Genomic DNA, 23,683 nt, shown 5'->3' with positions numbered 1-23,683 from the left:
GGCGGATCACTCCTCGGTTTCCATGTGCGAATCCATCCGCGAGAGGATCTCCTCGATCCGGTCGCGCACCCACAGGGTCAGCCGGTCGCTGCCCATGGCGGTGGCGATCGGGGCCGGGTGATCCAGGGGCATCACGTAACGTCCGTCGTCGGGGAGATCGCGCCACAGCAGGCCCGCTTCGATACGTCCGCGAGGTCCGTACTTCGAGCGGCCCTGCAGCACCTTGACGATTCCGGTGCTGACGGCGGGGGCGTCGAAGAACGCGGCGCTACGGAACGCGTCGTCGTCGGGATCGTCGTCGTTGTCGGAGATCATCGCCCTGCGTTCGCGCTCGGGTTCCGGTTCGGTGGCCGGGAGCGAGAGGCGGATGTCGTCGAGCCGGCCCGCTCCGCAGCGGGGAAGCAGTCCCACCACGGTGTCGGCCAAGGCGTGCGGGTCACACTCGGCGGCGTCGAATCCCCCGCTGTGCGCGAGTGTTTCGCCCGGCCGCTGGGTGATCACATAGCCGCGGGCCCGGTGCCGGACCGCGTGCACCCGGGTGCGCGCTTCGGGATTGCCGAAATCCTGGTCGTTCCAGGCGTGCGCGACGACGAAGACGTCGGGTTTGGCGAGCGCGCTGGCCATGGCGTCCAGATCGTGGTCGAGCCGTCGCCGCAGCTGCTGCCGGATCTGTGCCTTCTCCAGCTCGTAGTCCGCCGCGAGCCGGGTGCGGCTGGTGAAGACGAACGGGGCGGGTAGCTCGCCGTGCCGAACCTCCTCGCACAGCAGATTGAATTCCAGATCGGTGAATTCCCAGGTCGCGCTCACGACTCGATCACCGGCTTCACCCGATCGGGCACCGCCCCGATCGCGTCGTCGAGATGGGTCTTCGACTGCAGGAACTTCGCGGGCTTGTGGGCGGTGTTGCCCTGTCCGGCGCCCGCGGCGGCGCCGGGCGCTCCCATCATGGGCGCGCCGGCGGGCACACCGTCCTGACGCGCACCGGCCGCCGCGGCGGGATAGATCGGCGCTTCGGCGCCGGGCAGCGAAGCGCGCGGGAACAGTTGCGCGGCACGGGATTGCTGGGTCGGATGTTCCGACAGCCCGGCCTCCACTCCGGTTCCCGCGCCGCCGGGCCCGGGCCCCGGGCCGCCCGCGCCCGCGGGCTCGACGGGACCGTGCCCGGCCGCGGCCGCCAGCGCGTTCGGATCGAACTGCCGCAACAGCTCCTGCAGTTTCTCCGCACCCGGCAGCGTGCTCCCGAGTTGGGTGAGCGCCTCGAGCCCCTGGGTGAGTGCCTTCCCCACTTGCCCGAGGAGATCCCGGCCCGCGGAGGCGAGCGAACCGGCGCCTTGCGCACCCGCCGCCGCCGCTTCTTGCGCTGCGAGACCGGCTCCGGCGGCGGACGGCCCGCCCGTGCGGGTCGCCGCGGCCAGCGCCTGCTCGTCGAGTGCGTTGGGAAGGTTCTCCAAGACCGAGCGCACCCCGGCCGGGTCCACACCGCTGAGTTTCGACAGCGCGTTCTCGTCGACGACGTCCGGGATGCTGTCCAGGATCGAACGCACCTGCTCCGGCGGCAACCCGGTGAGTTGCGACAGGGTGTCCTCGTTCAGCAGGCCGGGGAGATTGTCGAGGACCGACCGCACCTGTGCGGGGTCCGCGCCCGTCGCCTGTGCCAGCGCGTCCTCGAGCGACGCGGCGGCCGCGCCGGGAGCCGTGCCGTTCGATTTCGACGGTGTCCCGCTCGGCGAGCCGCCCGATCCGGAGGATATGCGCGGCAAGGGGACCGAGCCGAGGGAGGGAACATCGGGCATACTGCCGCCCGCGGAGGATTCGGGCTGCCCGCCCGACGACGTGCTCCCCCGGGGAGAGGCGGAACTTCCCGACCCGCCGGGCGAACGCGCGGGCGCCGCGCTGCCCTGGGACCCGACGGAACCGCCGAACAGACCGGCGGGGCCGGAACCGGAGCCACTGCCGGTGGGTCCGCCGTCCGGCTGCGAGCCGGTCCCGGCGGAAGCGGCGTCGTAGCCGCGGGGCGGGGAGGCGCCACCGTTCTCGTGCGAGGAACCCGCGGTCTGGGTGCCGCCGCCGGGCAGACCGGCCCCGGAGCCGGTACCCGAGCCCGTGCCGGTGGGGCCGGAGCCGCCGTTGCCCTGTCCGGCCTCCAGGCCTTCCCGGTAACCCTCCTGGTAGCCGGCTTGATAGTCCTCGCTGGGGGTCTGGCCGCCGGTGCCTTGGTCTCCGTAGCCGGGGCGCTGCCCACCACCGGTACCCGTCTGCCCGCCTTGGCCGTTCGGGTCGTTCCCGGGGCTGTTCTGATTGTTGCCCGGCTGGTTCTGCCCCGGTCCGCCGGAGGGCTGCGGTGCGGCGATCGGCCCGTTCACCACCGGCATCACCGACACCGTGTTCTTCATGCCCTCGCCGTAGTGCTTCTGCCATTCGTCGCGGTACCGCCGGGTCACCCTACCCGGGCAGCAGTCGCCGGGATCCGAGGTCGCGGGCATGCTCAGTTTGGTGAGATGCAGCCACTGCGCCGTGTAGTCCAGGTTCTGGCTCATCGCGATCATGGAGGTGATCAGCGGCTGAACGCCCTCGGAGTAGCTGCGGACCGCATCGGCGGCCGCGGTCGCGCCCTGCCCCTCCCATGCCTCGGTACCCGCGGAGATGACGGACACGAAACCGTTCAGCTTGCCCAGCAGATCATTGGCCAGGCTGTGCCAGGTGCCCGCGGCGGCGAGTACCGGCTGCGGATCGAGATCGCGCCCCAGCTCGTACAACTCGGTGAAGCTGAGACTGTCCTTGTTCTCGATGTTGGCCGTGACGCCGGTGTCCTTCGCGCCCTGGTAGTCCTTCAACGACGAAGGAAAGCTCTCGGCGTTCGCCTTCGCGACGTGGACGTGCCCGTCCTCGTCCTTCCAGGTGAAACCGCCGCTGGGCTTGTCGAATTCGGCGTCGGGCGCACCGGGGGCCTTCTTGCCCGGTGTGTAGGGCGTCGCCTCGGTCGGCATCTTCAGCGCGCTCAGCGCCTTGAAGGTATCCCCGGAATCTCCGTCGGTCCTGGTGTACGACTTGCCCGCGGCGATGTAGGTCTCGCCCATGTCGGTGACGATCTTCGCGTGGTCGTTCAAGATCGTGTGCAGGCGAGTTCCCTTGGTGGTGAACGCCATCGCCAGCTGGGCACCGGAAGTCAGGGTGCCGATCGGCGCGACGTTGTTCAGGCGCAGGTCGGTCACCGCGGCGGCCATCCCGAGCAGGTCGTCGACCAGATCGGCGCAGGCCTTGGCCGCGGCCAGGGCGTCGGCGGGATCGAACTTCAGATATCCCGCTTTCGCCTGGTTCTCCAGTCCGGACCACGTTTTCGGTTCGAGGGCCATCGTCACCTTTCTCCGCCGGGGATGGGGGCCCGGCTCCTTCGGGTGTCCACTGCCGGTGCGGCGTCAGTCGTCGTTGTCGGCGACCACCGACCGCGGCCCGGTGGCGCCGGAATCGTCGACGGGCCACCGTGCCGGATCGGGCGGAGTCAGGGGCGGGGCGGGCGCGGTCGGGATCATCGCGCCCAGGTCGGGGGCTCCTTCGACGATCTCCGAGAGCTTCGGCAGCGCGTTCCTGCGTTCCAGCAGCGGCGCCATCAGTTCCCTGCCGCGCCCGGCGACCTCGGCGGCCGCCGCCTGCACGGCCGCCGTGATGTTCTCGGCGATCTCCTCGAGGCTCAGATCCAGGACGTCGTCGGCGAATCTGGTGGCGATCAGCACGCCGTCGGCGTTGACCGTCACCTCGATGCGCTTGTCACACGCGGTGACCGTTGCCGTGAGCAGCGAGCGCTGCTTCTGCAGTTCGGCGATCCCGCGGAACTGCTCGCCGAGGCCCTCCAGCATCGTCGCCATGTCCGCGCGCAGGCGTTCGTTCACCATGTGCCGCTCACTTCCCCAACTGCCCGCCGGAGGCATGGTCGGTGCCGGTCAGCGAGTCCGCGGCCTCGCGCTGGCCCTCCGACATGTCGTCGAGGGCCTGCGCGGCGCTCGTCGCGCCGTCGAGCAGGTTCTTGCGCGCCGCCTGGTAACCCTTCTCACCCTGGGCGAACTTCCTGCCCCGCTTGTCGTCTCCCCACGGCATCGTGGTGGCGTCGGATTCGATGCCCGCCAAAGTGTTCCGGAGTTTCTCGGCGGTCGCGGTGACCTTCGTCGACAACTCCGCGGTCAGCTCCGATGCCCGGCGCAGCTTGTGGGGGTCGACCTCCACGTGGTCGGCGGCCATGGCGCTCCTTTCGATGTCGGCGGTCTAAATGGTGAAAGGCACATCCACGTCCTCGGGGCCCGCGGCGGCGGCCTGCGCACCGGACTCGGAGGAGGACGCCCCGGGCAGCCAGTCGTTCGGCTGCGACGCGCCGCCGGGAGGTGGCGTGAAGGGGCCGGGCAGCGGCTCCACCGAGGGCCATTGTTTCGGCCGGGGCTTGCCGCGCACGTCCTTTCCCTCACCGAGGAACGGCTCGTCAGCGCTGGTCGCGATCGGGTTCCCGTGCGTGCCGGACGTACCGGTCACCTGCGATCCGGAGGGGCGCGGGCCACCACTGGAGGGAGGCGGCGGCGCGTGCCCGCTGGGCGCGGGCGTCGCGGGCGGCGTCGGACCGTGGGCAGCAGGCACGGGTGGAAGCGGCGCTCCCCCGGAGAGTCCCGATCCCGTGTTGCCGGGCGGCGGGCCTCCGGTCGAGCCCCAACCGTCGATCGACGACTCCCACGAGGTGGGTGGCCGGCCGGTGAAATGACCGGACTGGCTCGAGCCGGAACCCGTGGAGTAGCCGGACGCCGATCCCTCGGACAGGGAAGAAGAACTCGAAATGGAGCCCACCGCACTGTGGTACACCGATTGGCCGGATCCCGTGCTGACGCTGTCGGGCGTGGCGGGCCGGGAGGACGGCCCGCCGCCGCTGTACTCGCTGGTGGCGTCGTGATACACGGTGTGGCCCGAGCCGCTCGAGGATGAGACGCCGTCGCCGCGGCCCGAGTGGGTCGACGCGGCGCCGCCGCCGACGACCTCGGAGGGCGGGCGCGAGCCGCCGGACGTGGACCCGGTGGGGTGCGGCGCGGGGCCCGCGGGAGTACCGGTGGAACCGGCGACCGCGGACGCGGCAGGCGACGGACGGCCGGAGGGCACGCTCGCCGACGCGCCGGTGGTGGTCGACTGGGTTCGGCTCCCGCCCGGGCCGGTGGTGGTCGACTGGGGTTGGCCCCCGCCCGCGCCGGTGGTCGTTGACTGGGTTCGGCTCCCGGCCGTGCCGGTGGACGATCCGTCCTGGACCGGTGGGCGTCCGGTGTTGCCGGTCGACGGTTTCGGCATCCAAACATACGAGCGAATGTCTCCGCGCCCCGGGGGAATCGGAGTCCCCAAGGCGAATCCGCCGCGCGCGCCGCCGACCAGGCCACCGCGTGCGATGCCGCCGACCCAGCCCGCGCCGGACGAGAACGACGACCAGTCACCGGTGACCGCGCCCGCCGCCACGTTCCCGAACGCGGTGCCGACGGCGCCGGAGGCGCCGCCGATCACGACACCGCGGCCCACCCGCCCGAACGCGTTGTCCAGGTTCTTGCCCGCGATCTTGTCGATGCCCTTGCCGAGATACCGGCCGAACTCACGGCCGGGGATCACCCCGGCGACCCCGGCGAGGATGGACAGTCCGAACTCACCGCCGTTGAAGTGGCGGCGCTTGCCCGCCGCGAGCTGGCCGACCTGCACCGCCCCGTTGATCGTTCCGGTGATGGCGGCGGCCTCGATCGCCCGCGCCCCGTAGACGCCGTACCCCTTCGCCGTGGGCAGCACCGGTCGCAGCTGCACCGCGCGGGTCCAGAAGTGCCGCTTGACCGTCGGTGCGCCGAGCCGGGCGGCGATATTCGTGATGACCTTCTGGACGAAGTCCTCGAACACCTTGAGGAAGGACCGGGTCGTGGTGATCGCGGCCGCCTCCACCGCGGGCGCGGTCGGTGGGAACAGCCATGCCCACAGGATCTCGAGCGCGAGCCAGGCCAGGGTCACGATGACGGTGATCTTGGTCGCTTGGATCTCGGTGCCCATGTCGAACGCGCTGTCGCCGACCGTGCTCATCAGCTGCGCCAGTGCCTCCAGGGACTGATCCCCGGTGCGCAGGACGTCGTAGCGGGCCCCCATCGCGGCGCCGCCTTCCCCCTGCGGGTACGCCGCCACCGTGGCCTGCTCGGCCTCGTCGATGCCCGCGAGCAACGCCTCGAGTTCCTTGCTCGCCGTCTTCCACGCCTCCGAGGCCGCCCATGCGGCGTCCTCGTCGCCCTTCGGCCAAGTCGTGCCCGCCACCCAGGCCAGCCACTGCAACCCCTCGGGCAGGTAGATGGTCACCGCTGCTCCGCGGTGGCCCCGAAGCGCTCTCTCGGCTTGCTCCGCACAGCTCGCCTCCTCGGCGGTCGACGTCATCGGATTACACCGCAACAAGTTGAACCTTCATCGACACGCAAGCGAATTCTGCTCGCGCACAGCATGGGTCGATCGGCCGAATGCGAAAAGCCCGTGTCGGCAACACCCTTCGTTCTCCGTCGGGTGGTAGCCTCGCGCCGCGAACGAGGAGGTGTCACGTCGTGACCGCTGCCGAGGAGCCGCCCGCGGGCGGACACCCGCCGGATGAGGCGAGCCGCCGGATCGCCGAGCTGCTGACCGGGCTCGTGCCGCGGGACAGTCACGAGATCCAGGCGATCTTCGTGTTGACGGCCGCGGCCGAGCTGGCCTCGGTCGTCGCCACCGACGAGCAGGGCCGTCCGGTCCAGATCGTGCCGCCGGAGGAGGTGCTTGCGCTGGTCCGCAGGCATCGTGAGGCGTCGGCGGCCCTGCCCGAGGGCCCCTGGTGGCGGTATCTGCTCGTGGTCTCGTCCTCCGGTGAGGTGCAGACCGACTACGACTTCGGCGAAGAACCGTTTCCCGAGGATCACCTCTTCCCGGCCGAGGTCTACCGGGCGGATCTCGAGGCATTCCCGCGCGCCCGGCTGCCGGTGTGGCTCGCCGCCCACATCGGGCATGCCGACCGGCAGTCGCGGCCCGCCGAGACGGCGGCGCGGGCGGAGCCGGGCACGGCGGTGGTGGAGGAGGGTCTGCCCGCGCTGCCCGTGCTGGTGGCTCGCTGGGCGGTGCTCTCGGCGGCATTCGTGGCGGTCGGCTCCCCGTGGGGGCCGCGGGTCTTGCCTGCGCTCGGCTTGTTCGAGGGGGCCGAGCGCAGCGGGTCCTCGCTGTGGATCGTGCCCGGCGACCGGGCCGTCCTGTCCGGCGGAGTGTGGAACGACGCAGTTCTCGACGCGGTCTACAACGCCGGGGCACCGATGCCGGACCTCTACGCCGGCGCACCTGCCTGGGTGGCGAACCCGCTGCTGAACCCGCGCGCCGGCACCGGCCTGCTGTCCTTCTGTTACTGGTGGGATCGCGGCCGGTGGTATCGCGCAGCTGCACCGGCCGCCGTGGACGTCGCCCCGGCAGTCCCCGCTGTGTGGAGCCGGGAGAACACCGCCGCCGTCGTGGCCGCGCTGGTCGAGGACGAACCGGGCGCCCGGGTTCGCGAGGCGGCGCTCGGCCTGGTGCGCGCGGCCGAGGGCGGGAAGGTCGAACGCGCCGCGCTCGCCCGGGTTTTCGGCGAGGGCGAAATCGACGATGCCTACCTCCAGCTGACCATGGCGGGCGTGGCGGCGGGCGAATAGAGCGAGCTCACCTCCCTGCCGCTGTCAGTCGGCGTCCTCGGGAGCGGCGATCGTGCGGACAGCATCGGCGACATGCGTCCTCGCGATCAGCCTGTTGCCGTACGCGACCTCAGGTGATCGTGATGACGAACGAATACCAGTTTCCGGACAACTTCTCGAACCGCCGGTCGCCGGTCCCCACCGGCTCGGTCCCGGGCGAGTAGACCCAGCCGCGGACTATGGAGCCGACGAACCCATCGGCGTCGTAGAAGTAGACGAACCCATCGGACTGGCGGTGAACCAAGCTGATCTCGAGCCCACCGAGGCTCATGTCTCGGCGGGTACTCGGCTCGGCCTCGCGCAGCATTGCGACCGCGACCTCTTCCATCTCCGGACGCGCGGAGTCGAAGCTCGCGGGCCGAAAGACCGCACCGATCACCAGGCCGGCGACCACGACCACCGGCACCGCCGCGACCTTCCACGACCACCGGTGCGCTCTGCCGAGCAAGTAGAGCGTCTTGACCGCCCACACCAGCAGGCAAACACTCAGCAGCAGCCCGCCGATCAGCAGGCCGACGAGCTGATCGGGACCGGTCGAGTTCTGGACGAAGGGAGCCCAGTCGAGATGGACGCACAAGAGAACCGCGACTCCGAGGACTGTTCCCGTCAGGACTGCGAAACCCGGCACAGCGGTGGTGTCCTGTCCGCCCTCGGCATGTCCATCATGTGCGCGCGATGTCTCGATCGGGCCTCCTCATCTCGACGGCAGTGCGGACGCCCGATCCGCGCTTTGCGACGCCCTCGACCGAACTCTACCGGCGGTAGGCCGCCACCGAACGGTTACCGCAGCGGAGCCACACGGGAATTCGGACATGGCCGGAGGGCGTATCAGGTGAGCCTGGCTATTACATATTCGGCGGCCCGGGCGATGAGAGCCTGGTCGTATGCGGCGTCGGCGGTGGCTTTGCTGGACATGATCGCGATGACGACAGGCGCGGAGGCCGGGGGCCACACGATGGCTATGTCGTTGAGGGTGCCGTAGTCGCCGGTCCCGGTCTTGTCGGCTACGGTCCATCCCTGCGGCATGCCTGCCCGGATGCGCTGCGCGCCTGCAGCAGTCGCGTTGCGTTCCATGAGGTCACGGAGAAAAGCGCGCTTGTCGGCGGGCAGTGCGTCGCCGAGCACGATCTTCTGGTAAAGGGTGCCGAACGCCCGGGGGGAAGTCGTATCGCGGAGGTCTCCGGGCGTGGCTTCCGTGATCGCCGGCTCGATGCGGTCCATGCGGGTGACCATGTCGCCGAGGCTGCGCACGTACTCCGTCAGCTGAGCGGGTCCGCCGATATCTCGCAGAAGGAGATTGCCCGCCGTGCCGTCGCTGTAGCGGACCGCGGCGTCACAGAGCTGGCGGATCGTCATCCCCGTGGCCACATGCCGCGGGGTGATCGAGGCGTTTTTCAGCAGATCGTCTTCGGTGTAGGTGACGACCGTTTCCAGGTGCGTCAGTGGATTGCGGTGCAAGACGGCTGCCGCCGCCGGCGTCTTGAACGTCGAGCAGAACGCGAATCGCTCGTCCGCCCGATGAGCGATGGTGGTCCCGGTGCCGGTCGCGAGGGCGTACACACCCAACCGCGCGTCGAATTCCTGTTCCAGCTCGTTGAGCCGATCGTGGTGGTCGTCGGTCCGCGCGACAGGGGAAGCGGGTGGGGGGTTCTCCGTCGCGCATCCGGCCAACGGTAAGAGCGCTGCCGCCCCGAGAAGTCTGCGGCGACTGATGGTTGAGGGCGACAAGCTCCGGCTTTCCTTCCACAGGGACGACTGCAACGACGATAGCGGCCGACGCCGCATACCTACTTGCACCAGACTTCGGATGGCCGATGCCCTTCAGCGAGACGGGCCGGCAGTCGACGCGATCGGCTCACGCGTCACTCGCAAGCCCGGGCTCGCCGAAGGCAACGTCGGCCGCTTTCGGTGGAGCAAGACCATCGCGAACTGGGGACTATCGTCGTTGCCCGGCATCGGCGGGCGGGTTGTCGCCGGGTCCGAGAAGGTCCCAGCGGTTGCCTGCGATGTCGAGGAAGACGGCGACCCTGCCGTAGGGTTCGGTGCGCGGCCGGGTCACGAATTCGACGTTCGCCGCGGTCATCCGCCGGTATGCCTGCTCGAAGTCGTCCACGCGAAGGAAGAATCCGACGCGGCCTGCCGTCTGGTCACCGACGGCAGCGAGCTGGCGGGCGCCGTCGGCGCGGGCGAGCAAGATCCCGGTCCGCGCGCCGGGCGGGCGAACGACGACCCATCGTTTCGGACGTCCGTCGTTGGTCATCGACGGGACGTCCTCGACCAGTTCGAAGCCCAGAGTATTCACGAAGAAGTCGATGGCGGGGTCGTACTCCGCGACGACTACGGCGATCAGTTCCAAGTGCACTCGACGAGGTTAGAAGTGCGCCCGCGTCGTCGTGGGGGATCGCGTGCTCTATGGCCGAGAAGCACGTCGGCGCGACAGCCTGGCCGTTCTTTCCGTCAGCTGTCGTGAAAGCGGGTTCGGACAGCGGGCTTTCACTTCTCGCCTATGTGCTGGTCGCCCCACTTCGCATCCGAGGATCGGCTGGTCGTGGGCCAACTTCGAGCGAACCGTCGTCTGTGTCGGTGCGGGGAATTAGAGTTATCGGCTATGGGAGGTAGGCATCGGAAAGACCGGGTATGGAGCGGCATCGACTCCGCCGCAGTCGCCGGTGTCACGGCTGCGGCGCACGGCGATCCGGAAAGCCCGATCGCGCGTGGTGGATTCGCTGCCCGTGCGCTGGCTGCGCAGCCGGAGGTTCCCGGGTGGATCGTGTGGGTGTACGAGCATGCCGGTGAACAGCTGGCGCGGCTGGAGTATCAGATTCATTACCCCCTCGACTACGGCGGCCCGGACGGTCGCACGAGCGAGGAGTGGTTGATCACCCAGCGGGCGTATGTAGCGGAGCGCTCCGCTCGCGCGGTCGAGCGCGCCCGCCGCTTCCACGGCGACAGCCCTGGAATCATCTACGCCCACGGCCCGGCGCTGCCCGATGACGAGGAGTTCTACGACGCCTTGGATTCCGGGCGGGAATGGACCGGGCACTGGTACTCCCGCGACGCGGTCGAAGCGTGGGGACTGGTCGGGGTACCGGCCTGATCAGCTGATCAGGCCGCGTCCCGGGCTCACGTGCCCGCACAAGCCCCCTCGGGGGCCCCGGGGGGTGGAGGGCGCCCACCCCCCGGGTGGGTGGGAGTGTCCCCAGGAGGTGGGCACCCCGCACCCACCTCGGACCGTAGCGGCTTGCGGACCGGCCAGGGCCCGATTCGACTGCGGCGCGAGGTCGAATGCGGACAACCGCTGCTGTCACCGGTTTCGCTGGGATCAGGGAGCCGACGCCAGCCATAGTCGTCGAGCGCTACGGCGCAGACCATTTCACGGTCTACCACCCGCCGGTTGTCGAGCGCGTCGTGGCCGACCAGATCGAGTTCCTCAGCACGCATCTCGCGCCGGAAGCATAAGACGACAGGACGGAGGGTTCCACGACGTCCTCGAAAGTGCGGCTGCGACAGATGCCGACTTCCTGCCAGATCCGCGCCGAGGGGGTCAGCACCGATCCTCAGTGGCATGAGGTAGGTCCAGGATGCCGAATCGGTGTGTGGCCCAGATGCGGCGGGAGCCTTCTTCGGGATAGGGCTGGGTGGTCGGCTCCGCGTTGTAGACGCGGGTGGTGCGGGTGTGTGGATCGTAGGGCGCCCAGCCGGGTTTTCCGGTGGTCGCGAAGCTCACCCAGTCGGTGCGCATGCGGTGGGCAACGTGGCTGATTTCGTGCGCGGCGTTCGGGTGGGCGGACCGGTGGCCGCGTACCTCGTCGGGGCTCAGTGTGCCGAAGATGAGCAGGAAGTCGAGGCAGTGTGAGGCGCCTTGTTCCGCATTGAAGCTCCAGCAGAGTTCGTAGAGCCAGATGGGTCCGCCGCCGGTGTGCGCGGCGTCGGCGAGGTGCAGGCTGGGCATCCGGAACAGCCAGTCGGTGTTGACGAGGTCGTACAGCTGCCCAGGGGTGGCGGCAGGGTAGGCGGTGGCGTAGTCGCTTTCGGTGTCCGTGGTGGGTGTGAGGTGGGTGAATGCCGCGGACATCCGCGCATCGGTGGGCGCACCTCCGGGCCGAGAGGTGTACAGCCGGTATTCGTCGCGGGTGTGCCCGATGAGCAGGTCGATGTCACGCGCGGCGCCACGCGCGAGTGCGCGCCATGGCGCGTCCGGGAGCAGGTCGCCGTCGACGATGGGTGAGAACGGTGTGGGGGTGAGCGCCATGGGGCCCCAGGATTCGACGTATTCCGGCATCCGCTGGATCACGGCGTCCGTCGCGTCGGTCAGTGCGCGTGGGGGGAGACGGTCCAGCTCGCCGATCGTGGCACGCGCGCCGAGTTGCGCGGCGATGGTCGCGGAGATAGTGGCGGCGAGCCGTTCGGAGAAGTAGGTGCCGGGCATGCTCTGACTGATCGCGCGGCGAAACAGTCCGGCTGCCGTCGGCATGACCAGCAGCGCGGCGATGCACGCTCCGCCGGCGGACTGACCGAAGACGGTGACGTTGTCCGGATCGCCGCCGAACGCGGCGATGTTGTCCTGGACCCATCGCAGCGCGGCGATCTGGTCGAGAATGCCGCGGTTGTCCGGGGCTCCGGTGATGTGGGCGAAGCCTTCCATACCGACGCGATAGTTCATGCTGACCATCACCACGCCGGACCGGGCGAGGGTCGCACCGTCGCAGTGCGGGCTGGCGGAGTTGTTCTCCAGGTAGGTGCCTCCCTGGATCCACACCATCACCGGCAGTGCCGCGGCGCCGAGGTCGGGTGACCAGACGTTGAGAGTCAAACAGGCGTCTGAACCGTCATCGGTGCTGCCGCACGCCGCCGACATCACCGAACCGGCATGACGGGCTTGCGGAACCGGTGGACCGAACTCCAGCGCGTCGCGGACGCCATCCCACCGCCGGACCGGGACGGGAGCTCGGAACCGATGTGCGCCGAACGGTGGCTCTGCGTAGGGGATACCTCGGAAGACCGCGAGATCGCCTTCCCACCTGCCACGCACTGCGCCCGCGACCGTACGGATCTCGGGTTCACAATGCGGCGAAATATTCTGACCCTCAGATGAATTCGGCATCGGTACATACTCGCCACTCAGATCGGAACTCGCCACCGATTTGTCCCGGTCAGGGCACGTCCGCTACGGCTCGTGCATCACTTCGGGTTCGGGGAACGACCGTGCCCGGACGTAGAATTGAGTGCTGACCCACACGAAGTCCGGCAGCAGGTAGCGATGCATCATGCTGACTCCCACACCGTCGAAGCGATCCGCCGAGCGATCGAGGGCTCGGAGGCATCCGGCCACCCAGAGGGAGCTGCCATACCGAGCGGGTTGATCGGCGCCACCACCGTGGTGTGGTCGGCGCCGACCCTCCGGCGTGATTCAGACGTGGCGGCCCACGTTCTGCTGGAACTGCCCTGGCTGGTTACCGGGTGAGGTGTAGCGGGCGACGAGAAATCTGGCCGGATACTCCTGGAAGATGGTGCCCGCTGGACAGTCGACGACTGCCGCCGAGGCGTCCGTTATGTGGTGGTCAGCATGTGCATCGGCGTCGGAATAGGCGCGGCCGGGCTATTCGAAGTTGCCTGACGCACGGGACGCACTCGGTACTCGCCGAGCCGCGGCCAGCCGCGCCAGCGCGGCCTCGGTGAAGACCGACAACCCGAGGTCGGGGTTGTATCCGTGGATTTCCTTGACATCGACGTCGGCCAGGAAATATAGGATCTCCGTCGAGATCACCTGCCCCGGGACCAGCACCGGGAAGCCGGGTGGGTAGGGGACGACGAAGGTCGCCGACACCAGGGACTTACCCCTGGCGAGCCGTCGCCCGGCGTCGCCGAGCAGCACGTGTTCGCGATCGGCCTCCTCGTACCCGGCGTAGAAGGCCGATCGCATGTCACCGAACGAGCTGGCGCCGTCGGGACGAAACGCGCTGTCGAACACGCTGAAGTCGGGCAGCGCGGGCAGATCCTTGGTGATCTCGTCGACCCGGCGTTGTTGCAGGGCGCGATCGGCCTTCCCGCCCGCGCTCCGGCTGCTCTCGAAATCGGCAGCCACCCGGCGCAGCACGTCGAGCAGGTAGTGCACGCTCGACCAGGTGACGCCGATGGTGAAGATCAACAGCACACTGTTGATCGAGGTCTTGTTGATCTGGATGCCGAACCGGTCCATCAGGATCTTCTCGCGGAAGTCGTACCCGTTCATGCCGGTCTCGCCGATGAACAGGGTGACCCGTGTCGGGTCGAGCACGAACTGATCGGACCGCCACGCCTCGTTCCACTCTGCCAAGCCACCCTGCCTGACCTGCCGGTACGAGCTGACCGCAGAGGGCCGGAACTCGTCGGGCACCAGGTCGTCCTCGTCGAGGATGCGGAACCACTTGCCGATCAGCCGGTCTTTGCGGACGCGGTGACGGAACACCAGCGCCATGTCGTAGACGTGCCGGACCAGCTGGAAGCCCTCGAGATCGACCTGCCTGCGCGCCAGATCCAACGACGCCAGCAGTTGCTGGTTCGGTGAGGTCGAGGTGTGGGTCAAGAACGCCTCGGCGAACGTCTCGCGGACGAGAGCCTTGAAATCCTGGTCGCGGATATGGATCATCGACGCCTGCCGAAGCGCCGACAGCGACTTGTGGGTGGAATGCGTCGCGTACACGCGTACCCGCGCACGCCCGGGATCGGGGAGCAGCCGGTGGTCGGCCCACTCGGCACGGTCGACCCCCTGCATCGATGCACGCCACCTGCGGTACTCCTCGGCGTACCCGGGCGAGGACAACGCCGATTCGAGTCGCTCGGCGGCAACCATCGCGGTCCGCTGCCGTGCCCACGGCACCGCGGTGGCGAACGCGTACCACGCCTCGTCCCACAGGAAGCAGATGTCCGGCTTGATCGCCAGGACCTCCTCCATCACGCGCCGCGGGTTGTAGACGATGCCGTCGAAAGTGCAATTGGTCAGCAACAGCATGCGCACTCGGTCCAGTTGGCCGGCCGCCTCGAGGTCCAGCAGCGCCTTCTTGATGGTGTGCAGCGACACGGCTCCGTAGATCGCGAACGGCGCGAGCGGGTAGGCATCCAGATACATCGGGTACGCGCCGGCGAGTACCAGGCCATAATGGTGCGATTTATGGCAATTGCGATCGATCAGGACGATGTCGCCCGGCCGGGTCAGGGCCTGCACGACAATCTTGTTCGCGGTGGATGTCCCGTTGGTCACGAAGTATGTCTGATCGGCACACCACGTCTCAGCGGCTTTGTCCATCGCCGCCCGGATCGTGCCGTGCGGGTCCAGTAGTGAGTCCAGCCCGCCGGAGGTGGACGACGTCTCGGCCATGAAGATGTTGCGGCCATAGAATTCGCCCATGTCCTGCAGCGACTTGGAGTTGAATATGCTGGCGCCACGCGCGACGGGAAGGGCGTGGAACTGGCCGACCGGCGCGGCCGCGTAGGCACGCAGGGCATCGAAAAACGGTGTGGCGAACCGGCTCCGGACGCCGGCGAGCACCGTGCTGTACAGGTCGGTGACGTCGTTGAGCCGATAGAACGTGCGATCGTAGACGTTCGGCTCGTCCTCGCTCTCCGCGGCGATCGACTCGTCGGTGAGTAGATACAGGTCGATATGCGGCCGCAGCTCCCTGATCCATTCGCCACATTCGATCCAGTCGTGGATGCGCTCGCTCGCGACCACGTCCTCGTTGGCGCCGAGCAGCGTGGTCATCAACGGCACCGGGTCGCGGGAACGAAGCGGCAGGTCGTGCCGGATGATCGCCGCCTGAATCTCGCCGTTCAACGCGACGGCGGTGATGGCGTCCTCGATGCTGGAAACGACGAGCAACTCGAACTGCACATCGTCCGACGGGTCGCGAAGCGCCCGGAGGCTCTCCACCAGGCCCTCGGGCGCCTCGGGCGGGGAATCGTCGCCGAGCAGAACGGTGTAGAACTTCTGCTGTTTGGCCCGTGCCACGAGTTCCTGATCGGCCAACGGCGCGTACATATCGAACATCGCCGCGCGGTCGCCGTACTCGGAGAGCAGGCGCACTGCCAGCGACGCTTCTTCGGCGAGCCGCACCGTCGCGAGATCGGCGAGATACCCGCGAAACGCCGCCAGTCTCGCCGCGCCCGGGTACAGCCAGTACCGCTCGAAGGCGGCGAGACGATCGAGGAGGCGCCGCACCCGGGCGGCTTCGTGGGTGGTGTCCAGCCCGGCACGGTTGACATCGGCGAGGCGGCGGCATGCGTCATCGAGCAGATTCCACGTGTCGATTCGCGAGTACGACGGGTTCGCTACCGCCGCCAGCGCGGAAACGCTGAGCCCTCTCGGGCGCTCGCCGTCTCGGTGCATGTCGTCCGTTTCGCCCTCCGATCAGTGGGCGAAGTGATCTGTCGACCACGACAAGATCACTCCGGGACATTCATCCTGCAAATATTGTGCCCCGCCGTCGATCAAATTCCTAGCTGACTTCCAGGAAGCCGGAGTGACGCAAGGCCATTTCATTCCGGAATTCCCCGCGTCACCCTCGCCAGGTTTCGAGGACCCGGTCGACGGTGGGACGGATCCTGGCCCTGGCCTCCGGGCGGGGAATGCCGGTCATGAGCAGTTCGTCGTAGTCGGTGTCGCGGTGGCGGATGGAGGCGATGACGGCGAGGGTGAGCGCTTCGGGGGAGAGAAGCTTGGCCGCGGCGGTGCGGCCTACGCGGCCGCTGCCGCGCGCGGCGGCGTGTTCGGCGATCTCGGTGGCGCGGTCGCCGGGGCAAGCGGGGAACAGTCGCCGGATCTCGTCGGACATCCGGGCGCGGTATTCGACGTCCTGGGCGGCGCGGCGGAGGCCGTCGCGTTCGCGGCGGCGGGCGCGGGCATCGTCGTCGGCCAGGCATTGCTGTTCGGCGCGGGCGAGGGCGGCCTCCTCGACGAGGATGCCCAGCCGTTCGTAGCGTTTGCGTCGCCGGTTGAAGCGGACCACGACGGCGGCGAGGGTGCTCTCCTTCTTGGCGCGGCGGCTCAGCGCCGCGTTCCCGGCGGGCAGGAACTCCAGATGGTCGAGATCCGAACAGGTCAGGCACAGCGCGCCGGCCGCGGAGGTGATCAGATATGGCCCGGTTTCGGCGCATTCGGCGCACGTCCAGGGCTCCACGGCCTCGACTACCGTCAGATCCGGGGCCTGGTTCTGGCGTTGGACGACCTGTTCGCGTCGCGCCGGGCTGAGCTCCGCCGAGAGCCAGTGCACGCGGAAAGCCTCGTCGTCGCCGTTGTCGACGAACCGCAGCGTCTCGCGATCACGTCCGCTCGACAGATACGCCGCGGTACTCGCGGTGAGCCCGTGCTCGCGGGCCCACTCGCTCAGCAGCTCCGCCGCCTCCCGCATTCGCCGCCCGTCCACTGCCGTGACGTGTTCCAACGACGGCACCTGTCCGTGGCGCCAGCGATCGACTTGACGGGATCGCACCCACCCCAGAACGCCGAATACATCGACCGCCGACACGTATTTGCGTTGGGCCAGCGTTGTTTGCGCAGCCTCGACCACGCGCCGCCGCAGCTTGGACACGGATTCGAACCCTAGCGCACGCCGCGGGGTGAGCTACGGCGACTTTGTCAGGCCGCGGACTTCTGGCCATGCCTCGGCAAGTGCGAGTAGCCGGCGCAGCTCCGCGTTGAGGTCCCGCGCCCCTGGTTGGACTTGGTGCCGGAACGTGAACCGGCTCGCGCTCGGGGGATGCCCGGCAGCTTTGGTGGCAATGGCCTCGGCGATGCGGCGGGCGGAAATATGTGGGTCACCGCCGGTGGCGGCCAGATCGTCGGGGCTGTCGCTGTAGCGCTTGAGATGCAGCAGACTGTCGCGGATCTCGACCGTCATGCGGTGCAGACGGACGGCCGGGTCGGTTCGGCGGTTGTGGTCGCGCCGCCTCTCCAGGACGATTTCGGGTACGGCCGCGGTGAGATCGGCCCACATCGGCCGCAGGCGGCGGCAGTATCGGCCGGTGCGGTCCCATCCGAAGTGGGCGAGCAGGGCGCTGATCAGCGGCACCGTGACCACGGCGGGGGCGCCGACGGCTGATAGAAGGAAGCCGCTCCATGCTTTCCAGCGCATCTCGGGATCGAGTGCCGGTTGTCCGGTCATGACACTGCTGATGGCCTCGAGCGGGTACACGACCGCTACGATGCCCAGGCCTACCACGGTGCCGAGGACCGCTGTGTACAGTGCACGTTCCTGCCAGGTGCTGTCGCCCGCGGCGCGGATCTCGCGCACACTTACCCGGCCGAGGAGCAGGGCCGTAGCGCCGAGCGGCAGGGAGAACACGACCCAGATCACGACAGCCGGCCAGCCCAGGGCTTGGTCGATCAATCGATCGGCGCGCCGGGCGGGCGTCCCTGCGATCAGGATGACCGCGGTGGCGGTGATCGCGAGGAGGTAATAGCGCCGCTGCCTGCGCCACGTGTGGGCGGGATCGGCGCCTGCCCACAACTGGGCGATGCCGTAGATATGCGAGATGGCCAACAAGGTTGCTCCCAGCGAGAGCTGGCGGGCGATGTTCACCACGTCGCTGTCGTCGCCGGGCAGCAGCCAGGTCAGGAACTGTTCGAACCATGCCTCCCGCAACAGGTGTTCGACGACAGCGGCGGCGAGCGCGCCATCGATGAGCCGGTCGACGATGCTGTCCCGCAACAGCCACCAGCGACCGGCGAGCACCAACGTGAGACCTGCCAGGACGGGCCAGGTGATCAGACCCGGTATCGGGGAGGTCATCTCATCGGTGCCGGTTTCGGAAGAACGTCGAGCGGAACCGGCTCGCCGACCGCTTCGGCAGCATCGCTTCGACCAGCAGCAGGTCGGCGAAGGTTTCGGCGGCGCGCTCGCGCTCACTGCCGTAGTCTTGGCGGCGCAGCACGCTGTGGATGGTCTCCAGCGACAGCGAGGGCATCAGTTCGCGCAACGGCAGATCAGCCGCGGCGGCCTCGGGACCGCTCGCGGAACCTCCGTGGCCCAGCAGCATGTGACCGATCTCGTGGGCGATGATGTGATCGGCATGCCATTCGGTGTCGGCCCCGTACATGATCACGTCGTCGTCTTCCCGGGCAATCCACAGGCCACTTCCGGTGCCGCATCCGTTCCCCGAGAGGGCGCCGACGTCGATCGGGCACAACGTGATCGGCCGTCCCCGGTACTCTGCCACCCGCTCGAGGTATTCCGTTACGTCCCACGGGTGGGGGATCGGTACCAGGCGACCCAACTCATCGAATCGCGCGGCGAGATCCTCCATTACGCCTTCCTCGTTGAGCACGTGACCTATGCCGATATCGTGGTGAGCGTAGTCGCCCACGGAGCATTGTCGCTGACGTAGATTGTCGCGCAAGTGTTCTCGTATCCTCCACCGGCGGATCGGTTACGTCACCATCGGTCTCGAGTCGCTCACTGCTGGAGGCGGCTCTTGCGCTGGTAGTAGCGATCCACCGAAGGCGCGGAAACTATCACGACCCGCGGCCGGAGTTCTGGATAGCGCCGCGGTGAGCGGAGATTGCCCGAAAGTGCGGTAGGGGCGGGCACTCCAGTCACGATGGGTTGCAGCGGACGGTGGGAAATGCTGCGGTAGCTGATCTCGCACAGCGGTTGCGCCCGTTGGCGATTCAACGTGACGGGCCGCCGCAGCAGGAGCCGCCAGCGGTGCGGCCAGGGGAGCGGGTGCGGTCAGGCGATCCCACCCCGCCCTCGTACTTGCGCCGCCCGCCCGGCTATTGGACGGGCCATCACGTCTCCGGTCCCGCCGATCTCGGGACTCAGGACCTCGTCGACGTTGTGCTCGCCGAGATCGCTGCCCACCGGTATGACAATCCGCTGCATCGCGAACTGACCCGGCACTATGTTTTCGGTGGGGGTGCGCCGTTCTATCTGGATCGCCGGCGGATGACCCAGGTGATCCGGCCTGGCAGCCATCACCTCAATATCCTGGGCAGTTCCCAGTGGCGAGAGGTGGAGCGTATCAAGCAGACACTGACCGGCCCGGCCGCCCGGGCTCGCGCCGCGACTGCCCCGGTGCGCACCAGCGCTGTCGTGGTCTGCGACGATGACCGGCCTTCGCTCGGTGCTTTCACCGCGTTCATCGAAGGGACGATCACGGCACGTTTCGGAAGCGCGCTGACACCGGAGCAAGCCGCCGGGATCGAGCTGCGGTCGCAGTTGCGCAGCAGGCTCCCCCTCCCGGTCGGTCCATCCCGCGCGTCCAGCGGAGCCCGTGCACCCGGACAGCGTTTACTACGAGTTCCATGGAACTATGCGCTGGGAAGACGAGTGGAACTTCGACCCGCAGACTCCCGATCCACATGGCTTTCCAGCCACCAGGACCGCCGACGCCGAGCGGGTCACCCGCCTGGCGCACGACCATCTGCCGGGCATGCCTTTCCACGTATCTTCGGAGACTGTCCAGGTCACGCAGATACCCGACTCTCCAGCCGCAACCTGGTAATCGCGAGGTTCGGTTTCCCGGCACGACGCCTGCGTACAGGATCTCCGGACCCCCGAATTACGCGTAATGAGGGTTCAGCCGACCGGGAGTTTCACCACCGGATTGGGGCCCAGGTCGGTGACGTATACGTTGTCCGCCGTGTCGACAGCCACGCCCTGGGGATCCTTGAGCCCGGTGAACGGCAGCGTGGTCGGCGTAGACGCGCCCGCTGCCAACCTCACCACCCCTTCGTTACCCCAGTCGACCACGTACACGTCTCCCGTCGTGTCGACCGCCACACCCTGGGGATCTTGGAGTCCCGTGAACGGCAACGTGGTCGATTCCGACGCGCCCGGCGCCCACTTCAACACCCGCTCGGTACCCAATTCGGTGACGTATACGTTGCCCGTCGTGTCGACCGCCAACCCCTGGGGATCTTGGAGCGCGGTGAACGGCAGCGTGGTCGGCGTAGACGCGCCCACCGCCAACCTCACCACTCGACTATTGCCCCGGTCGGCGACATATACGTCTCCTGCGCTGTCGACCGCCACACCCTGGGGATTCTTCAGGCCGGTGAGCGGCAGAACGGTCGGCGTCGACGCGCCCGCCGCCATTCTCACCACCCGATTGTTACTCGTGTCGCTGACGTAAACGTTGCCCGCATCATCGACCGCCACATCTTGGGGATTCTTCAGGCCGGTGAACGGCAGCGCGGTCGGCGTCGAGGCGCCCGCCGCCAATTTCACCACCCGATCGTTACCCATGTCGGTGACGTAGACGCTGCCCGCCGTGTCGACCGCCACACCGGTGGGCAGGCTGACGCCGGTGAACGGCAGCGCCGTCTGTGACGAGTAGTCCGGGGCGATAGGTGTGGGCGCGTTGTCACCGCCGCCTGATTCCAGTCGGACACCGACGACGACAGCTACGGCGGCCACCACCGCGACCGTGACCGCGGCGGCGAGCAGCATGGCGGTCTTGCGCGACAACTTGATTCGCTGTCCAAGGCGCGCAGCCACGCTCCCGGTGGTACTGACCGCGGAATCGTCCACCGCGGCGCTGGCCGCCGCGGCCAGCTCGCGCACGGTCTGATAACGATCGTCGGGGTCTTTGGCCATTCCCTTGGCGATAACCGCATCGAACGCGGCCGGTACCTCGGGTGTCGCGGTGCTGGGACGCGGCGGCGGGGTGTGCAGGTGATGGGCGATCACACCCTGCATCCCCAACGCGCTCGCAAACGGCGGCCGACCGGTCAGGCACTCATACAGCACGCACGTCAACGCGTACACGTCCACGCGGGCATCGGCCTTGACCTCCGCGCCGATCTCCTCCGGCGCCATGTAGGCGACGGTCCCGATGGTCTCGCCGATCGTGGTCAGCGTACGGTCGTCGGTGGCGTGGACGATCCCGAAGTCGATCAGGGAGGCGAACTCGTCGGCCCCTAGCAGGATGTTGGAGGGTTTGACATCGCGGTGGACCAGCCCGGCGTCGTGGGCCGCCTGCAGAGCGCCGGCCACCTGCGCGATGATCGACACTGCCCGCCGCGGCGACAAGGCCCCTTCTCGCGCGATCACCGTGCGTAGGTCGGTGCCCTCGATCAAGCGCATATTCAGATAGAGCCGACCGTCGATGTCGCCGAAGTCGTGGATGGGGATCACATGCGGATCGGTCAACTGTGCCACCGCCCGGCACTCCCGGCGGAAGCGCTCGCGCAGCTGCTCGTCCTCGGCGAAGCGCTCGGGCAACACCTTGAGCGCTACCACCCGGTTGGTCAGCGAATCGTGCGCCCGCCACACCTGGCCCATACCGCCCTGACCCAGCAGCGAAAGAAGCCGATAGCGTCCGAACGGCTCCGCCGGCCCTCGAGCAGCGTCCCCGTCACCCAGTACTGTGTCATCCATTGTGCCGTCCCATGACCACCCGACTGGCAAACGGTGTGCTTGATTGCATTCCGACCCCCGCCCGAGCGGGTGGCCCACACTGGTTGATTAAGCCAGGCCAGGCAGTCGAGGGTCGGCGCTATGGTCGGCGGGCGAATTTCCCCAGCCGTGCTCGTGTCGGCAAGTACGCGGCCGGGCACTACCCGCCACCGGTGCGAGCGCGCGAATCGTTCCAGAAATCCGCCAGCAACCTGTCGCAAGTTCAGTGTACCTCGGACCTATACGACCAACTTCGTGAAACCGACCGTCCAGCAATCGACTGCGGGTGGGCCTGTATGCCTTCTCTGGTCAGTCGATCGACGGGCTGACTGCGGGTGTTTCGGGAGCCCGCCTCGGGAGACGGCCACCTGCTCGGTCAGCTCAGGGCGACACCGAGTTCGGTGGCGAAGGTCGTGATCATGTGCTGGACGCCGATTTCGTTGCGGCCGATGATCATGTGGTCGTGCTGGCCGTGGCGGACTCCTTCGCCGCATTGGGGGAGCATGGCGAAGTCCTCGTCACGGACCGCGGCGTGGACCTGGGCGTAGATGCCGTCGTAGACGGCGCGTTGCTCGTCGGTGGTGGCGGGGACCTTGGCCATCCAGCTGTGGCGCACGGTGCAGCGGGTCGGGGCGCCGGCGGGCAGCATGTCGAGGACTTCCACCCCGACGGGACTGTTGGCCAGGATCAGGTTCGGGTAGATCCAGTAGATGACACCCATGTTCATCAGCGGGTCCCAGGATCCGGTCGGGTCGGTATCGAGGGCGGTGATCCAGTTGAAGGGGAAGCCCATACGGTGGTGGCGGCCGAAGGCGTCGTGGGTGGAGGTGTTGGCGACGGTGTTCTGGCCGATCACGCTCTGACCATGGACGAACGGGAAGTGGTAGCTCTCGGCGAAGGCTTCCAGCGCGCCTTTCCAGCTGACCTCGGAAGTGAACTCGCGGTCGTCGTGGTAGCCGTAGGAGGCGTAATTCAGCTGCGCCAGCTCCGGTCCCATCGCACCCAAGTGGTCATCGATGTCGATCGAGCCCTCGGCGGAGAGCACCGCCCAGACGAAGCCGTGGCGTTCCTGGCTGGGCAGCTCGACCAGTCCGTAATCGCCGCGGTCCATGCCGGTGAAGCCCTCCTTGCCCGGCACGCCGGCCAGTTCGCCGGTGTTGCGGTAGGTCCAGGCGTGATACGGGCAGGTGAACCGGGTGGCGTTGCCCGACCCGCAGGCCGGTTGCGCGCCGCGGTGGCGGCAGTAGTTCAGCAACACGTGCGCGGTCCCGTCGCGGTCGCGGGTCACCAGTAGCGAGTCGCCGAGCACGGTGCGCACCACGTAGTCGTTCGGCTCGGGGATGCGTGCCGAGGGCACGATCATCAGCGGTGTGCGGCGCAGGATCTGTGACTCCTCCACCTCCGTGATCTTCGGGTCGCGGTAGTAGTGCAGCGGCACCCGCAGCGGGCCGGCCGCCATGTCGGTGGTGCGCTCCAGCACCAGGCGCAGCGCGCGGCGGGTCAGGTCCTCGGTCAACCCGGCGAAACCGGGCTCGATCTGGGTCGTCATGCAGAAGACCATACACATTGTTAAATGTGTATGGTCGG

The 23,683-nt window shown here is 68.3% G+C and carries 20 protein-coding genes; 4 read left to right on the top strand and 16 right to left on the bottom strand.

Annotated elements, in window-relative coordinates:
* Positions 1-6: 6 nt before the first annotated feature.
* The 5 genes from LTT66_RS00850 to LTT66_RS00830 all read right to left on the bottom strand — a co-directional run bounded on the left by LTT66_RS00850 (position 7) and on the right by LTT66_RS00830 (position 6,342).
* Positions 7-807, bottom strand: coding sequence for an ESX secretion-associated protein EspG (locus tag LTT66_RS00850; protein ID WP_233063250.1), 801 nt, complete (start codon positions 805-807; stop codon positions 7-9).
* Positions 804-3,353 (bottom strand): WXG100 family type VII secretion target, encoded by a 2,550-nt coding sequence (locus LTT66_RS00845; protein ID WP_233063249.1) that lies wholly within the window; start codon positions 3,351-3,353, stop codon positions 804-806. The genes LTT66_RS00850 and LTT66_RS00845 overlap by 4 nt, the downstream gene beginning before the upstream one ends.
* 63 nt (positions 3,354-3,416) lie before the next feature.
* The gene (locus LTT66_RS00840) at positions 3,417-3,890 is read right to left on the bottom strand and encodes a YbaB/EbfC family nucleoid-associated protein (protein WP_233063248.1); all 474 of its coding nucleotides are present in this window, start codon (positions 3,888-3,890) and stop codon (positions 3,417-3,419) included.
* A 7-nt stretch (positions 3,891-3,897) separates the two neighbouring features.
* On the bottom strand, positions 3,898-4,233 hold the full coding sequence (locus LTT66_RS00835) for a hypothetical protein (RefSeq protein ID WP_233063247.1): 336 nt from the start codon (positions 4,231-4,233) through the stop codon (positions 3,898-3,900).
* Between the two features lie 24 nt (positions 4,234-4,257).
* Positions 4,258-6,342: a WXG100-like domain-containing protein gene (locus tag LTT66_RS00830; RefSeq protein WP_233063245.1), complete on the bottom strand. Its 2,085-nt coding sequence runs from the start codon at positions 6,340-6,342 to the stop codon at positions 4,258-4,260.
* A 236-nt stretch (positions 6,343-6,578) separates the two neighbouring features.
* On the opposite strand from LTT66_RS00830, the gene LTT66_RS00825 reads away from it, so the two are divergent.
* Positions 6,579-7,682, top strand: coding sequence for a hypothetical protein (locus LTT66_RS00825; RefSeq protein WP_233063244.1), 1,104 nt, complete (start codon positions 6,579-6,581; stop codon positions 7,680-7,682).
* Positions 7,683-7,791: 109 nt separating this feature from the next.
* Here LTT66_RS00825 and LTT66_RS00820 read toward each other — a convergent pair whose 3' ends face one another.
* From LTT66_RS00820 to LTT66_RS00810, 3 genes are all read right to left on the bottom strand, one after another.
* On the bottom strand, positions 7,792-8,298 hold the full coding sequence (locus LTT66_RS00820) for a hypothetical protein (protein ID WP_233063243.1): 507 nt from the start codon (positions 8,296-8,298) through the stop codon (positions 7,792-7,794).
* Between the two features lie 251 nt (positions 8,299-8,549).
* A complete protein-coding gene (gene bla / locus LTT66_RS00815) occupies positions 8,550-9,449 on the bottom strand; it encodes a class A beta-lactamase (protein WP_233063242.1) in 900 nt (299 codons plus the stop codon).
* 208 nt (positions 9,450-9,657) lie between these two features.
* A complete protein-coding gene (locus tag LTT66_RS00810) occupies positions 9,658-10,083 on the bottom strand; it encodes a VOC family protein (protein WP_233063241.1) in 426 nt (141 codons plus the stop codon).
* Positions 10,084-10,329: 246 nt separating this feature from the next.
* On the opposite strand from LTT66_RS00810, the gene LTT66_RS00805 reads away from it, so the two are divergent.
* Together LTT66_RS00805 and LTT66_RS00800 are read left to right on the top strand one after the other, a co-directional pair.
* On the top strand, positions 10,330-10,818 hold the full coding sequence (locus tag LTT66_RS00805; protein WP_233063240.1) for a hypothetical protein: 489 nt from the start codon (positions 10,330-10,332) through the stop codon (positions 10,816-10,818).
* A 188-nt stretch (positions 10,819-11,006) separates the two neighbouring features.
* Positions 11,007-11,180, top strand: coding sequence for a hypothetical protein (locus tag LTT66_RS00800; protein WP_233063239.1), 174 nt, complete (start codon positions 11,007-11,009; stop codon positions 11,178-11,180).
* Positions 11,181-11,265: 85 nt separating this feature from the next.
* Here LTT66_RS00800 and LTT66_RS00795 read toward each other — a convergent pair whose 3' ends face one another.
* Positions 11,266-12,825, bottom strand: a complete 1,560-nt coding sequence (locus LTT66_RS00795; protein WP_233063238.1) for a carboxylesterase/lipase family protein — start codon at positions 12,823-12,825, stop codon at positions 11,266-11,268.
* Positions 12,826-12,981: 156 nt separating this feature from the next.
* Here LTT66_RS00795 and LTT66_RS00790 point away from each other — a divergent pair, with 156 nt between their 5' ends.
* Positions 12,982-13,185, top strand: coding sequence for a hypothetical protein (locus tag LTT66_RS00790; protein WP_233063237.1), 204 nt, complete (start codon positions 12,982-12,984; stop codon positions 13,183-13,185).
* A gap of 135 nt (positions 13,186-13,320) precedes the next feature.
* On the opposite strand, the gene LTT66_RS00785 is transcribed toward LTT66_RS00790, so the two are convergent.
* The 7 genes from LTT66_RS00785 to LTT66_RS00755 all read right to left on the bottom strand — a co-directional run bounded on the left by LTT66_RS00785 (position 13,321) and on the right by LTT66_RS00755 (position 23,645).
* Entirely contained in the window at positions 13,321-16,086 is a 2,766-nt protein-coding gene (locus LTT66_RS00785; RefSeq protein WP_332909662.1) for an aminotransferase class I/II-fold pyridoxal phosphate-dependent enzyme, read from the bottom strand.
* 169 nt (positions 16,087-16,255) lie between these two features.
* Positions 16,256-17,287: a DUF2293 domain-containing protein gene (locus LTT66_RS00780; protein WP_233063236.1), complete on the bottom strand. Its 1,032-nt coding sequence runs from the start codon at positions 17,285-17,287 to the stop codon at positions 16,256-16,258.
* Positions 17,288-17,320: 33 nt separating this feature from the next.
* Positions 17,321-18,487, bottom strand: coding sequence for an MAB_1171c family putative transporter (locus LTT66_RS00775; RefSeq protein WP_233063235.1), 1,167 nt, complete (start codon positions 18,485-18,487; stop codon positions 17,321-17,323).
* A 1-nt stretch (position 18,488) separates the two neighbouring features.
* Positions 18,489-19,061, bottom strand: coding sequence for a hypothetical protein (locus LTT66_RS00770; RefSeq protein WP_233063234.1), 573 nt, complete (start codon positions 19,059-19,061; stop codon positions 18,489-18,491).
* Positions 19,062-19,426: 365 nt separating this feature from the next.
* Positions 19,427-19,672 (bottom strand): hypothetical protein, encoded by a 246-nt coding sequence (locus LTT66_RS00765; protein WP_233063233.1) that lies wholly within the window; start codon positions 19,670-19,672, stop codon positions 19,427-19,429.
* 603 nt (positions 19,673-20,275) lie between these two features.
* Positions 20,276-22,078 (bottom strand): serine/threonine-protein kinase PknD, encoded by a 1,803-nt coding sequence (locus LTT66_RS00760; protein ID WP_233063232.1) that lies wholly within the window; start codon positions 22,076-22,078, stop codon positions 20,276-20,278.
* Positions 22,079-22,472: 394 nt separating this feature from the next.
* Positions 22,473-23,645, bottom strand: coding sequence for an aromatic ring-hydroxylating oxygenase subunit alpha (locus tag LTT66_RS00755; protein WP_233063231.1), 1,173 nt, complete (start codon positions 23,643-23,645; stop codon positions 22,473-22,475).
* Positions 23,646-23,683: the final 38 nt, after the last annotated feature.

It is taken from the genome of Nocardia gipuzkoensis (genome assembly GCF_021183645.1).
Taxonomy (GTDB): Bacteria; Actinomycetota; Actinomycetes; order Mycobacteriales; family Mycobacteriaceae; genus Nocardia; species Nocardia abscessus.
This window is presented reverse-complemented; position numbering and strand designations above follow the sequence as displayed.

What these genes read in the sequence shown, in the direction of transcription:
- LTT66_RS00785 (WP_332909662.1), bottom strand. Translation starts at nt 16,086, where the DNA reads ATGCACCGAGACGGCGAGCGCCCGAGAGGGCTCAGCGTTTCCGCGCTG.
- LTT66_RS00845 (WP_233063249.1), bottom strand. Translation starts at nt 3,353, where the DNA reads ATGGCCCTCGAACCGAAAACGTGGTCCGGACTGGAGAACCAGGCGAAA.
- LTT66_RS00790 (WP_233063237.1), top strand. Translation starts at nt 12,982, where the DNA reads ATGCATCATGCTGACTCCCACACCGTCGAAGCGATCCGCCGAGCGATC.
- LTT66_RS00775 (WP_233063235.1), bottom strand. Translation starts at nt 18,487, where the DNA reads ATGACCTCCCCGATACCGGGTCTGATCACCTGGCCCGTCCTGGCAGGT.
- LTT66_RS00755 (WP_233063231.1), bottom strand. Translation starts at nt 23,645, where the DNA reads ATGACGACCCAGATCGAGCCCGGTTTCGCCGGGTTGACCGAGGACCTG.
- LTT66_RS00805 (WP_233063240.1), top strand. Translation starts at nt 10,330, where the DNA reads ATGGGAGGTAGGCATCGGAAAGACCGGGTATGGAGCGGCATCGACTCC.
- LTT66_RS00795 (WP_233063238.1), bottom strand. Translation starts at nt 12,825, where the DNA reads ATGCCGAATTCATCTGAGGGTCAGAATATTTCGCCGCATTGTGAACCC.
- LTT66_RS00835 (WP_233063247.1), bottom strand. Translation starts at nt 4,233, where the DNA reads ATGGCCGCCGACCACGTGGAGGTCGACCCCCACAAGCTGCGCCGGGCA.
- LTT66_RS00760 (WP_233063232.1), bottom strand. Translation starts at nt 22,078, where the DNA reads ATGGATGACACAGTACTGGGTGACGGGGACGCTGCTCGAGGGCCGGCG.
- LTT66_RS00840 (WP_233063248.1), bottom strand. Translation starts at nt 3,890, where the DNA reads ATGGTGAACGAACGCCTGCGCGCGGACATGGCGACGATGCTGGAGGGC.
- LTT66_RS00765 (WP_233063233.1), bottom strand. Translation starts at nt 19,672, where the DNA reads ATGGCTGCCAGGCCGGATCACCTGGGTCATCCGCCGGCGATCCAGATA.
- LTT66_RS00800 (WP_233063239.1), top strand. Translation starts at nt 11,007, where the DNA reads ATGCGGACAACCGCTGCTGTCACCGGTTTCGCTGGGATCAGGGAGCCG.